The following is a 13,751-nucleotide window of genomic DNA, read 5'->3' on the forward strand; positions in this document are numbered from 1 at the left end:
GCATGTGGGGCCGGCCGGGCGGGCGGTTTGCGCTGATTGTCATGGCGTTGTGGCTGGTCGTGTCCGCGGTGTCGCTTGTGTGGACGCCCTACCCGCTGCTGCATACCGATGGCGACGATGCGTGGGCGTCGCCGTCCGCTGCCCATCCGCTCGGTACGGATGGCGTGGGCGCGGATGTGCTCAGCTGGCTGATGGCCGGGTCTCTCACGGATTTGGCGGTTGCCGTGCTGACCGTACTAGTGTCCGCGACGATTGGACTCGCGCTTACCGCAGCGATGGTATCGACCCGCCGGATGCTCGCCTCGGCAAGCGTAGTGGTCGTGGACGCGCTGATCGCGATTCCGACGGTGCTGCTCGCCCTGCTGTTCGCCGTTCCCTTCGGCACGTCTATCGCGGTGGTCGTCGCGGCGTGCGGTATCACGTACGGGCTGAATATGGCGCGAATACTGAGGCCGACGGCGGCTTTGGCGGCCCGGAGTGCATACGTGGAGGCGGCCAGGGCGAGCGGTGTCGGCCCGTGGCGTGTGTTCGTGCGGCATATTGTGCCCTCGACCTTCCCGGTGCTTGCCGTGCAGCTGTCGATGAGCGCGGGGACTTCGATTCTGGCCGAGGCGGGGTTGACCTATCTGGGTGTCGGTGTGCCGTCGGGCGTGCCGAGTTGGGGGCATTCGCTGACCACGTCGGTGCGGCTGATCAGCGTGTATCCGCTGACGGTGCTGTGGCCGGGCTTGGTAGTCACACTCGTGGTGACCGCGATGTATCTGCTGGGTGATGCGATTCGCGATTGCGCGGACCCGTTGGCCAATCCTGAGCTGCGTCGGGTGGAGGTCGGATGTTCAGGGCCGGCAGATCGAGGCGAAGAGGCGGAATCATGAACAATCTGGATGCGAGTGAGCTGAATATGGGCGGCATGACTGCGAATGCTGCCGGGGTCGGTGGCACCGGTGCGGGCGGTGCTGCCGATGCTGGTCATGCCGGTGTAGGCAATGCCGGTGTTGGTCATGCCGACGTGAGCCTCGCTACGAACACCGCCGGTAGCGCGCGCCCCACAATCCTTGATGTCCGCGATCTGAATGTGACCATCGGCGGGCATGCTGTATTGAAGCGGGTGTCTTTGCATGTCGACGCCGGTGAACGCGTTGGGATGATTGGGGCATCCGGGTCAGGCAAATCCATGCTGGTCAAAGCGGTGACCGGCTTGTTGCCTCGAACCGCGCGCGTGGACGGCAGCTTGAACATTGGCGGCAAGCGGGTCGACACCATGGATGATGCGGAACTTGCCGATTTGCGCGGTCGATACGTTGGGCTTGTGTTCCAGAACCCCGGAGCGGCGCTCAATCCGGTGCTGACCGTTGAGCAACAGGTCTGCCTGCCGCTGCGCCTGCATTATGATTTGGACGCAGATGAGCGGCACGACCGAGCGATGACCATGCTGGAACGGGTCGGCCTGCCTGGAAGACTCGCGGGCGCCTACCCGCATGAGCTCTCCGGCGGCCAACAGCAGCGTGTCGGCATCGCCACGGCGTTGATCACCTCGCCGCGGCTGATTATCGCTGATGAGCCGACCACTGCGCTTGATGCGATTGTGCAGCGTTCCATCATCGATCTGCTCGTTTCGTTGGTCGAATCGGCCGGTGCGTCGATGCTGTTCATCACCCATGATTTTGCGGTGCTTTCACGGGCGACTACGCGATGCGTCGTCATCGACGGCGGGCGTGTGGTCGAGACGGGTGGAACTGAAGAACTGCTGCGTAATCCTGGGGAACCAGCGACATGCGCGTTGGTGCGTGCCGCGAAGCTGCTGACACTGGACACGGGTGTGGGTGCAGGCGTGGATATGGACGGCACTGCGCGTATGGATACGAATCGGGAGCGTCAACATGGGTGAGAAGAGCAGGAAAACCGTACCGGCAGAAGTCATCGTTCCCGACGGACGCGACGTCGCGTCAGACGAGAAGGAAGCACTGCTGTCCGTGCGGGGGGTCGATAAGTCCTTCGGCTCCCGTTCACGACGGACCCAGGTGTTGTTCAACGTGGATATGGATGTCGCCGAAGGGGAGTGTCTGGCGGTGATCGGCGGGTCGGGGTCCGGAAAAACCACGCTGACCCGCATTGCATTCGGCTTGGAGCAGGCCGATTCGGGCACGGTTACGTATCGAGGCGTTGCCTTGAGCGGAGTGCGTTCGCTGGGAATGCTACGGCTGAGAAACGAATCGGGGCTGGTATTCCAAAACCCGTTCACCTCGCTCGATCCGCGTTGGACCGCCGGCGAATCGATTGCGGAAGGACTGATTGCAAGACAAGCCGGGCATAGAGCGGGCGACGCTGGGAGGCGAGTGGCATCGGACGATATCGCCGGTGCGGTCCGCCGGGCGTTGGGGATGGTCGGGCTTGATCCGGATGAGTTCATCGGACGGTATCCGGTCGATATGTCAGGCGGGCAGGCGCAACGGGTCGCCATCGCGCGGGCGATAGTCGCCGAACCGCGCATCGTGCTTGCTGACGAGCCGATGAGCGCGGTCGACGTCTCAGGGCGTGTCCAGATTCTGGACACATTGGCGGAAATCCGGAGGAAACGGCCTCGGACCGCGATGGTCATCGTGTCCCACGACCTAGGAGTTGTGCAGCATATTGCCGACCGGATTGTCGTGCTGCATGACGGGCGAATCGAGGAGACCGCCGCCACCGGCGATCTGCTCACGCAACCGCAATCCGCCTATACCAAACAACTCATCGACGCCGCAGCATGGTGATCGGCGTCGGTTGTGGCCGTCACTGGATGGTGTCGCCCGCGCATAGTCATCGTCGAGTGGAGATGTGTAGTGGCTGTCGCCGTATGGTGGCTGTCATCGTGGTGGTACCGCCCGACAACCCAATCCAGCAAGTCGTTTCCCGTCATCTCTGCTTCTACCGACGCTGAGCGGGCCGTGAGCGTCGGCAGAAACTGGAACGTGATCTTCTGCCGACGTTGAGACGCGGGTGAGTGTCGGTAGAAGCAGATGTCCAACCTTCTTCAGACACTGACCGGTCTCTCAGCGTCTGCAGAATCAGAAGGGGAGCACAGTAGTCGCGAGCCGATCGCGGAATGACGATGTGAACTATTTGACGACGGCGTTGAAATCGCTTCCGGTTGCGAACGAGGCGACCGATTGGAAGACCTGACGAGTCAAGTTGCGATACGCTTCCTCGTTGCGCCAAGCGACATGCGGGGTCAGAATGATGCCTGGAACCCGGCGCAGCGGGTCGTCTTGGGGAAGCGGCTCATGCTCGAACACGTCCAGCGCGGCCTTCACATCACCGCGGGCAAGCCGCTTGGCAAGCGCACCCTGCTCGATCACTTCGGCGCGCGCGGTATTGATGAACAGCGTGCCCGGCTTGATATGTTCCAGCGATTGCGCGGTGACGATGCCTTTCGTTGCGGCGAGCAGCGGCATGTGCAGGGAGATGATGTCGGAGCGCTCGAACATATCGCCCATATCGTCGACCGGTGTGACTCCGAGCCGCGCGACCGCGTTCTGATCAAGATGTGAATTCCACACGAGTACGTTCATGCCGAACCCTTGGAGCATGCGGGCGAACACCTGGCCGATGCCGCCGAATCCCACCAATCCGACCGTTTTGCCATGCAAAGCGTAACCGTCGGCGCCTTCCCAGCTGCCGGCATGCACTTGGCGGTTGAGATCGCCGACGTGCCGGGCGAGCTCCATCAGCAGTGCGAACGCGTGCTCGGCGACCGCATGATCGCCGTAGCGCACGACGTTGCACACACGCACACCGCGCTCTCGGGCAGCCTGCAGGTTTATGTAGCTCGCGACACCTGTGCCGCCGAATGCGAAGCAACGCACATGGACTCTTTCAGTCAGCCGGTTGAAGATCGAATCGGTGACATGGAATCCGATGACCATCACGGCGTCGGCGTCTTGGCAACGGCTGACGATAGTGTTTTCGTCGAGCGTGAAATCGCCGTACATGCGCAGACGGATCACGTCGTGCAACAGGCTGATGTTCTCCTTGAAATACGGAATCATGGAGGCAACGACCACCGGCATGACCGCGAGCGGCAGATCGGTGCGTTCGGGCTGTGTTTCGATGATTGGCTGGATGTCGGCTGCGGCTGATGTTGATGTTTCGCTCATGCTTCCACCTTAGACGCACGCGTGCCGGCAGTGTTGCGAGAGCATTTCGATACGTTGGTTCTGGTGTTGGTGTTGGCGTCGGCGGTGTTGGTGTTGGGGCGTGCGATATCCCCCGCCCCGTACTTGATTGTGAGTGGTTGCTCACAATCAATGAGTCGTTCATACGATAGTGTGCGGCGGCCGCCCCACACTGTAGTTGATTGTGAGTGGCGACTCACAACTAAGTACGGCGATCGGTCGGAGCAGATACGTCTGGTGGTTAAATGCCACTTCGTTGTGAGTGATGACTCACAATCAATGAGTCATTCGTGCGGCAATGTGTGCCGACTGCCCTGCGCTGTTGTTGGTTGTGAGTGGCGACTCACAATCAACGTGAGGGTTGGCCATTGCGGGGGCGACTGGTAAGTCAACGTCCGTTGGTTGTGAGTGGCTGTTCACAATCAACGAGCTGTTCATGTGGAAGCGCGCGTCATTCACCCTTTGCCGTAGCTGGTTGTGAGTGGCAACTCACAACCAAGAGCGGGAGTGGGCATTGCAGGTATAGCTGGAGCGGTTGTGACTGCTGGTTGCGAGTGGCTGCTCACAATCAACGCGCTGTTCGTGTGGAAGCATGCGTCGGTCGCTCTGCGCTCGAGCTAGTTGTGAGTGGTCGCTCACAACTAACGGGGCAGTGAGCCGTCGTGGGGTGGTTCGTGAGCTGATGTCTCTTCGTTGTGAGTGGCGACTCACAGCCAACGAGAGAGAGTGCGGTGTTCCGATGCGACTCCGCAGACGTTGATGTGTAGTTGTGAGTGGTCGCTCACAATCAGCATGAGCGATTGTCCGTCGTGGGTGCGGTGGTGCGTGAAAGTTCTTTGGTTGTGAGTGGTGACTCACAATTGGAAGATGGGTCGGGGCATGCGCGGTCTGGATGGTCTGACCGAGTTGTTCGTTGTGAGTGGCGGCTCACAATCAGCGTGAGGGTTGGTCGTTGCAGGTGTGGCTGTTGAGTGGAAGCTCTTTGATTGTGAGTGGCGGCTCACAATCAAAGAGATGAGACAGAGGATGCGGGCTGATGATGCTGTCTATTATTGGTTGACTGTGCTTAACGCCTGTTGCTTAACGCCTGTTGCCTAGCGCCTGTTGCCTATCGCCTAACGAATATCGCCTGATGGATGAGTAAATAGGCGCCGCGTCTTGTTCGCAGCCATTCCAATGGAGACTGGCCGCGAACAGATCGCAGTAAGCGATTGTGGAGTGCTACCAGTTTGTCGGATTCCTATGGGCCGGTTCGCGCGCAGGTCGGAGTAGCACCCGCGGCGGCAGACGCGCTCAGCGCGTGAACACTCCCTGCAGCCACGTGTATAGCGCCGGATTCGAAACATCCCAAGCTTCGAGCCGCCCGGTTGTCATCAGCCAAAGCGCTTGCAACGCGAGCCCGAACACGAGGAAGACCACAATCGTGACGGTCAGCCAGTGGCGGCCCTTCATTCGACTTGCCGCTTCCACTGGCATCAGCAGACACATGGTGCCAATGGCCGCCAGCCATGCCATATCGCACATATATCGTGCGTTGACGCCGAACGGTCCGTCAATACACGCTATGACACCGACAAGCAGCAGACACGTGATGCCAATTGCGCATGACCTTGACATTCCTCGCGTCATTTCGTGCGACTTTTCCAGCGATACTGCCGACGACATCCCTGATTGTGTTCCAGACGACACCCCCGTCGTCTCGACTTCTTCCGTCCGCTTGTGCGAGCCGCCCGTGTCGCTCGAGGCATGCGAGCCGCGTGAGAAGCACGAGACGATGAGCCAGATGACCGCTGGCAGCGCGAGCAGGCAGATCGGCGACAACGCTACGATACCTCCCACCGTCGGCTCCGCGATGACGTCTCTGTTATGGATCAGAAACGCCCAAGGATTCCCGGCACCCGTGGCGAAGACATCCGCGGTGAACGGGAACTCACGGGTGAATCTGATCGGGGCGAACAGCAGCAGAGCGGCACTGAACAGCCGGGCTTGCGGGCTAACGTGGCGTTGCGTCATATCGAAGCCGGTCAGATTATAGGCAGCACCGAAATCGAGCGGATTGCCGAATCGGGCGGCGTTGTACCACATCATGACGCCACCGACGAGAAGGAACGGCACGATCGCCGCAAGACTGGCTTGAATCGCGTGTCGTGACCGAACGGCAAGCATTTCGCGCGACCTGATTTGCGGCCATAGCAAGATAAGACCGAAGACCGCTGTCAGAATAAATGTCGGTCTGCACGTCATGGTGAGTGCGACGAGTAGCGATCCCGCAGCGACCATCCCGGTTCGGGGAACCGAGCCGATATCGTCAGCGGACCGTGCCCACAGCGCGATTCCCGTGGGTGCGAGAGCCAGCGAGGCGAGGATCGGAATCGAGTAGAACCACGGAACGAGGACGAGATAGGACAGTCCCGATGCCGCAATGATTGCGGTGCACGTCAGCACGACGAACCAGCGTGGCGTCCCCTTCCAGAACCGTTTCCACAGGGTCTGCACCAGGAAGATCAGTGATGTGCAAGCGGCGATTGCCAGGATTGCGCACGCGGCGGCGGTCGACAGATCCATTCCGGTCAGTGCTTTGTATGGGGCGAACAGCACGATTGCCGGGAGTGGTCCGAAATAGCAGTAATAGCGGCCGTGATAGAACGCCCAATCCCACAGCGATGGGTCGCCGCTCGCCGTGCCCTGCGCCCCTCTGGCCTGTACGTCGTACGGATTGTCCATGGCCGCGAGCCAGTCGGGCACATGGACATCAAGCCATGTTCTGCCGTGGAGGAACGCGTCAGCGAGCCGCTGATACTGCGCCCGGTTCACAAGGAAGGTTCCGTCGGCGTAGTGCAACTGGTATGTGGCGTCAACAGGGTGGGTCGATATAGTGAGCAGCACGATGATGACCGAGGCGAGGACCCACACAATCGCGAATGGCAGCCAATCTGGGCGAAGAATGCGGGGAATGCGGTGCCGGGTGTGCGACTTGGCGCGCTCGACGGTTGTTGTTGCGGCGGTGTCGCTTGCGAACGTCGGGGCGCTCGTGTGATCGGTGGCGGTGCTGTGCATGACTCCACTGTATCTCAGGGACGCGCGGGGTTGACGAATTCGCGGCGGTAAAGCGGTTGCCGAAACGGGTCGGAGCCCACGCCGGCCGCGGGTGGATGAACATCGAGACAAGGCAAAAGCGTCCCGTTGCAAGTTCCGGGCAATCGAAAAGCCGTCTTACGATATGAGACGCTGTGATACGCCGTTGTCAAAGGGCATGCTACGGTAAGGGCCATGACGTATTTCTCATGTTGTTGTTGTCGCTAACCGACGCCCCTTGGCGAGCGGTTGACAACGCACAACTTGAGATAGGATTCCGGCAGACCACATGGAAGGGCATGCGGATCTGCACACGATTGCAGCAAGACGAATAACCATCATGAATATCGTCTACGCTGGATTGTGACGCAATCACGATGAACCGGCGATTTGCCGGACAATCACCCGAATCGATGTGGTCGGAACAACCGACATCGCATCTTGCCGGAATCGTTTCTTGTGCACTCAACCGATGGCCAGGCACCACACCGCCGACCCATCCATCGGCCAGCCCATCACAAAGCAAGACACAAAGCCCAAGCACAGAAACGAGACATCATGACCATCCACGATTCACTCACCGACCTCATTGGCAACACCCCGCTCGTCCGCCTGCACCACGTCACCGATGGCGTGAAAGCGGACATTGTCGTCAAAGTCGAGTATTTCAACCCGGGCGGCTCATCCAAGGACCGCATTGCCGAGCGCATCATCACCGCTGCGGAGGAATCCGGTCAACTCAAGCCGGGTGGTGTGATTGTGGAACCGACCAGCGGCAACACGGGTGTCGGCCTCGCCTTGGTCGCCCAGCAGCGCGGCCATCGCACGATTTTCGTCGTGCCGGACAAGGTGTCCGAGTCCAAGCGCGCAGTGTTGCGGGCGTATGGCGCCGAAGTCGTCGTCACCCCCACCGACGTCGAGCCGGACGACCCGCGTTCCTACTACAACGTGTCCGACCGACTCGCCGCCACCATCCCCGGCGCGTTCAAGCCGAATCAGTACAGCAACCCGAATGGCCCGCGCAGTCACTATGAGACCACCGGCCCGGAAATCTGGGAAGCAACCGATCACAAGGTCACGCATTTTGTCGCCGGTATTGGCACGGGAGGTACGATTTCCGGCACCGGCCGCTACCTCAAGGAAGTCTCCAACGGTGCTGTCCAGGTCATTGGTGCCGATCCGGAAGGCTCCATCTACTCCAACCCGAATGACGTCCACCAGTACAATATCGAGGGTGTTGGCGAGGACTTCTACCCCGAGGCCTTCGATCGCAACATCACCGACGACATCAAGCAGGTCACCGACGCCGAGGCCTTCGAGATGACCCGCCGCCTGGCCAAGGAGGAAGGACTGCTGGTCGGCGGTTCCTCCGGCATGGCGGTCGCCGGAGCACTCAAATACGCGCGTGAGAACAATCTGGACGAACATCAGCTGGTCGTCGTGCTGCTGCCGGATTCCGGACGCAGCTATTTGGAGAAGATTTTCAACGACGACTGGATGCGAGCCAACGGCTACGGCGACGTTGTCGACCGTACCAGCAGCCCGTCCATCGCCGAGCAATACTTGTGATTCCGCCCGTGTGATTCCACACGATTGATTCAGCTTGATTTCGCTCGCACATCAGCGGTCCGACAATCAACCCTACATCCGATACCAACCCGTCATCACCAAAACCGATACCGACACGCGGGACAAACCCCGCACAACCAGATACGCTCGAAATCAGCGTATGAAAGGAACAACAATCATGTCCGTCGCATCATTCGAACAGTCCGCCAAGGATTTCGCCGCTACCAAGCTCGCCACGCGCGCCATCCACGCCGGCCAGGAGCCTGACCCGATCACCGGCGCCGTCGTCACGCCAATCTACATGACCTCGACCTTCAAGCAGGACGGTGTCGGTGGTCTGCGCAACGGCTACGATTACAGCCGTTCCATCAACCCGACGCGTGATTCCTTCGACGCCCAGCTCGCGGCCATTGAGGGCGCCAAGTATGCGCTCGCCTTCTCATCCGGCCTCGCCGCGATTGACGTGCTGCTGCGCTCCACCTTGAAGCCGGGCGACAGTGTCCTGCTCGGCAACGATGTGTACGGCGGCACTTACCGCCTGCTGTCCAAGGTGTTCGTGCCGTGGGGCGTGAACCTTGACGTGGGCGACATCACCGACACCGCGGCGGTGAGCGCGGCACTCGAATCCAAGCATTACGAGTGGATCTGGGTGGAGACGCCGAGCAACCCGCTGCTCAACATCACCGATATTGCGGCGACAACCGCGGTCGCGCATGCGCACGGCACGAAGGTCGCGGTGGACAACACCTTCGCATCCCCGGTGCTGCAGCATCCGCTCGATGATGGCGCCGACGTGGTGGTCTACTCGACGACCAAGTACATCGGCGGCCATTCCGACGTGGTCGGCGGCGCGGTCGTGCTCAACGACGAGGAGCTTCGCGACAAGGTCGCATTCCTGCAGAATTCCGCGGGCGCTGTGCCTTCCCCGTTTGATTCCTGGCTTGACATCCGCGGCCTGAAGACGCTGGATCTGCGTGTCAAGCAGCATAGCCGCAACGCGCTCAAGATTGCCGAGTGGTTCGAAGGCAAGCCGCAGATCGAACGCGTGTGGTACCCGGGTCTCGAATCGCATCCGGGCCATGAAATCGCCGCACGCCAGATGCACGGCGGCTTCGGCGGCATGGTTTCCGTCCAGTTCAAGGGCGGGCTTGAGGCGGCGAAGCGGTTCGCCGCAGCAACGAAGATCTTCACGCTCGCCGAATCACTCGGCGGCGTGGAATCCCTGATTGAGCTGCCGGCGGCCATGACCCACGCTTCGGTGTCCGGGACGACGCTTGAGGTTCCGGCGAACTTGGTGCGCCTGTCCGTGGGCATTGAGGATGCGGATGATTTGATTGCCGACCTCGATCAGGCGCTTGAGCAGGCCTGACTGGAAGAGAAGATAGGAAGAAGCTGGATGGATGCCGGATACTCGGGTCCGGTATCCGACAAGGGGACGTGATGAATGGGCGTCCGGGGCGATGATGGGCTCCGGGCGCCCATCGTTGTTGCTTGCTGGTCGTTCTTTGTTGTCGTCGTGGGGGTCGCGGATGGACGCCGGTGGTTGTCGGTCGGTGGCTTGAAGCCGGCCATCTGCCCGCGGTGCGACTGCGTGGGCGCATGGCGGGCAGATATCGCCGTCTTGGTGCTGGATTCGTGAGGTATCTGTCTGCCGTGCGACTTTGCTGTCACACGGCGTGCCGATAGCGTTGAGTGGCCGTCGGAATTCCGTGGTATCCGTCCGCGGTGCGATTGTGTGGTCGCTTGGTGGGCGGGTTGTCGTTGGTCGGGTGCCGGGGCCCGGTAGTATCCGCCCGGTGTGTGACTTTCTGGTCGCATGGCGTGGCGATATCGTAAGCTGTTCGCTGAGATTCGGTGGTAGTTGCCCGGTGTGTGTTTTCCCAGTCGCATGGTGTGCCGATATTGCCGTGTTGCTGTTGGCATTCTGGTATATCTGTCCGTCGTGCGAGCCGTCAGTCGCACGACGGGCAGAAAAGTCGCCAGTTCCGTCGCGCAGGATAGACTCGGGGGATATGACGGCAGGGAATTCGGCGATGGGCATCACACGCGCTACGGGTATGGCAGATTCGACAGGTGTGTCAGATTCGACAGGTGTGTCAAGAATGATGGGCAACTCTCGCGGGAACACGGGAGGCGAAACGCCTGTACCGGCGCCGGCGCTCGCCGCGCTGAAACAGTATTTCGGCTACGATTCGTTCCGTCCCGGCCAATCCGGACTCGTCACCGCAATCCTTCAACGCCGTGACGTACTCGGCGTCATGCCCACCGGCGCGGGCAAATCCATCTGCTACCAGATCCCCGCCACCCTGCTGCCGGGCCTGACCATCGTCATCTCCCCGCTGATTTCCCTGATGCGCGACCAGGTGGATGCGCTCCAAGACGCGGGCATTCCCGCGGCGTACGTGAACACCACGCAAAGCCACGACGAGCAGGACGCCGTGCTTACCCAAGCTGCCCAAGGCAAGATTCGCATGCTGTATGTTGCCCCGGAACGTTTGGAAACCGGGCGATTCCGGGATTTCGCCGTACACACGCGCATCTCGCTGGTCACGGTGGACGAGGCGCATTGCGTTTCGCAGTGGGGGCAGGATTTCCGCTCCTCGTATCTGGGTATCGGCGAGTTCATTGACGCGCTTCCGGTTAGGCCGATTGTCGCCGCGTTCACCGCGACCGCAACAGGCAAAGTGCGTCGCGACATCGTTTCGCTGATTCACCTGCGTAACCCGTTGGTCACCGTCACTGGATTCGACCGTCGAAACCTCTATTTCGACGTCATCCGGATGGAAACCAAACGCAAAACCGCATGGATTGCGCAATACGTGGCGACGCACCCCGGAGAATCCGGCATCGTGTACTGTGCCACTCGCAAGGAGACCGAAGCGGTGGCTACCGCGCTCAACCATGCGGTTCGAAGCCTCATGGTGGCATCCGGAACACATGGCCACGCGGAGGCCCCAGCAGGCTTGCCGGACGGCCCGATTGCCGCCGCCTACCATGGTGGCATGGCGCCGGAAGACCGGTCGCGCACTCAACGGGATTTCGTCACCGACCGCGTGCCCGTCGTCGTGGCCACGAACGCGTTCGGTATGGGCATCGACAAATCCGACGTGCGTTATGTGATTCACCACAATATGCCCGAAAGCATCGAAGCATACTATCAGGAGGCCGGCCGCGCCGGGCGTGACAGCGAACCCAGCCGGTGCACGCTCCTGTGGAACGACAGCGATATCGTCACCCGCCGGCGTCTGCTTGACTTGAACGGTGACAACGAGCGCCTCGACCCTGAGGAGCAGCAGATCGTCCGCGCCTCGAAACGTCGCCTGTTGGATGGGATGATTGGCTACTGCCGCACCACGCACTGCTTGCATGATTATATGGTCAGGTATTTCGCCGACCCCGAAACCGAGCAGGGGCTGGCAAACTTGATTGCGCCCAACGGTTCGGCTCAGCCGGAGGGTCCGACCGCAACATGCGGGAACTGCTCGAACTGTGAAGGCAATTTCGAGACGCTCGACGTTACGGATACCGCGCGGGCGATCAGTCGGTGCGTCCACGATTTGGGGCAGAGCTACGGCATGGGCAAGATAGTGGCGGTCCTGCGCGGTTCCAAAGCCCAGGATTTGCTCAATCGCGGCCTCGACAAGGTGCCAAGCTACGGCGTGCTGAGCAGTGTCCCCGAAGCGCGGATCCGCGATGTGCTCAACCAGATGAGCGTTGACGGTTTCCTCGCGATCACCGAAGGCCGGCTGCCCATCGTCCAATTCGGGCCGCTCGCAGCGCAGACGGTCGCCCCTGATTTTCATTACGAAATCAAGCGTATCCAACGGCAAAAGAGTGGGCGTTCGCGTGCCGCGGGCGCGACTGGCGGCGCGCTCGGCCAGGGCGCTACGGCCATGCAGGCGCAGGATACCGCGGAATTCACCGAGGCGGACGAACAGCTGTTCCAACGGTTGCGCGCCTTGCGCCGCAGCATCGCGCAGGAAATCGGCAAGCCGCCGTATATCGTGTTCTCCGATCGTTCGTTGCGTGACATGGTCCGGCTCAAACCTGCCAATGATCAGGAATTCCTTGAAGTCAGCGGGGTGGGGGAGAACAAGTTGCGCCAGTATGGTGCGAAGTTCATGGAAGTCATCACGCAAGATCGGTCGTGACACGCCGGCGAGCCTCTCACACCCTGCGGCTCGGCGGGGATAGTATGGACTGTGTCGTCATTGAAGACGATAGCGACGGCGAAGACGACACCGGTACCGGCGGGTGCCGCGGAATATGGCCATTGCACTATTCCGCCTGCACGTACACACGACCGGGGCCCAACACACGCCCGAAAAGCAAGGAGGCTGACATGATGGACCGTCATCTCAGGGAACTGCTCAACGACCAGTTCAACAAGGAGCTCTATTCCGCATATCTGTATATGGATTTCGCGGATTATTATCACACTCGTGGCCTGCACGGCTTCGGCAACTGGTACGACGTGCAGGTGCAGGAGGAACGCGACCATGCGATGCTTATGCGCGCTTGGATGCTTAAGCGCGGCGAAACCATTGAGCTGCTGCCGATCGCAAAACCCGACAAAACCATTACAGACGATGCTGATCCGCTGCATTTCGCGCTCGCTCATGAACAGTATGTCACCGGGCTGATCCATACGCTGCACGATGCCGCAGAGGCGGCCGGGGACACAGACAGCGCGAAGTTCCTCGATTGGTTCGTCAAAGAGCAGGTCGAGGAAGAAGAAAACGCGACCTCGATGATCGAGCGGTACGACAAGGCTGTCGCTGGCGGGACGCTCGAAGCGCTGGACACCGAGCTGAAAGCCCGTCGTTGGAAGGCCCCGTCACTGCGCGTGGACATTTTCTGACCGGTTTGAGCGGCGCAGCGCCTTTCGTCGAGCCGGCTGCTGCCAGCAAAATCCACCGCCGAAGCGCATGCCGCCCGCGCCGCGCTAGCCGG

Annotated in this window: 9 protein-coding genes; 7 read left to right on the forward strand and 2 right to left on the reverse strand. The window is 60.8% G+C overall.

What is annotated here, in order from left to right:
• The first annotated feature begins 2 nt into the window (after nt 1-2).
• From K315_RS0102130 to K315_RS0102140, 3 genes are read left to right on the forward strand one after another with little or no spacing between them, the layout of a single operon-like run.
• The gene (locus K315_RS0102130) at nt 3-875 is read left to right on the forward strand and encodes an ABC transporter permease (RefSeq protein ID WP_152571394.1); all 873 of its coding nucleotides are present in this window, start codon (nt 3-5) and stop codon (nt 873-875) included.
• A complete protein-coding gene (locus tag K315_RS0102135) occupies nt 872-1,888 on the forward strand; it encodes an ABC transporter ATP-binding protein (protein ID WP_029575977.1) in 1,017 nt (338 codons plus the stop codon). Before K315_RS0102130 ends, K315_RS0102135 begins: the two co-directional genes overlap by 4 nt.
• Entirely contained in the window at nt 1,881-2,753 is an 873-nt protein-coding gene (locus K315_RS0102140; RefSeq protein ID WP_029575978.1) for an ABC transporter ATP-binding protein, read from the forward strand. Before K315_RS0102135 ends, K315_RS0102140 begins: the two co-directional genes overlap by 8 nt.
• A gap of 345 nt (nt 2,754-3,098) precedes the next feature.
• On the opposite strand, the gene K315_RS0102145 is transcribed toward K315_RS0102140, so the two are convergent.
• Nucleotides 3,099-4,136 (reverse strand): D-2-hydroxyacid dehydrogenase family protein, encoded by a 1,038-nt coding sequence (locus K315_RS0102145; RefSeq protein ID WP_029575979.1) that lies wholly within the window; start codon nt 4,134-4,136, stop codon nt 3,099-3,101.
• A 1,311-nt stretch (nt 4,137-5,447) separates the two neighbouring features.
• Entirely contained in the window at nt 5,448-7,211 is a 1,764-nt protein-coding gene (locus tag K315_RS0102150) for a hypothetical protein (RefSeq protein ID WP_029575980.1), read from the reverse strand.
• Between the two features lie 576 nt (nt 7,212-7,787).
• Here K315_RS0102150 and K315_RS0102155 point away from each other — a divergent pair.
• From K315_RS0102155 to K315_RS0102170, 4 genes are all read left to right on the forward strand, one after another.
• Nucleotides 7,788-8,798 (forward strand): pyridoxal-phosphate dependent enzyme, encoded by a 1,011-nt coding sequence (locus K315_RS0102155; RefSeq protein WP_029575981.1) that lies wholly within the window; start codon nt 7,788-7,790, stop codon nt 8,796-8,798.
• Between the two features lie 178 nt (nt 8,799-8,976).
• Nucleotides 8,977-10,167, forward strand: a complete 1,191-nt coding sequence (locus K315_RS0102160; RefSeq protein WP_029575982.1) for a cystathionine gamma-synthase — start codon at nt 8,977-8,979, stop codon at nt 10,165-10,167.
• Nucleotides 10,168-10,903: 736 nt separating this feature from the next.
• Nucleotides 10,904-12,949: a RecQ family ATP-dependent DNA helicase gene (locus K315_RS0102165; protein ID WP_033520392.1), complete on the forward strand. Its 2,046-nt coding sequence runs from the start codon at nt 10,904-10,906 to the stop codon at nt 12,947-12,949.
• A 191-nt stretch (nt 12,950-13,140) separates the two neighbouring features.
• Entirely contained in the window at nt 13,141-13,659 is a 519-nt protein-coding gene (locus K315_RS0102170; protein WP_029575984.1) for a ferritin, read from the forward strand.
• The last annotated feature ends 92 nt before the right edge of the window (nt 13,660-13,751 follow it).

The organism is Bifidobacterium thermacidophilum subsp. thermacidophilum DSM 15837, from assembly GCF_000426425.1.
Lineage (GTDB): Bacteria > Actinomycetota > Actinomycetes > Actinomycetales > Bifidobacteriaceae > Bifidobacterium > Bifidobacterium thermacidophilum.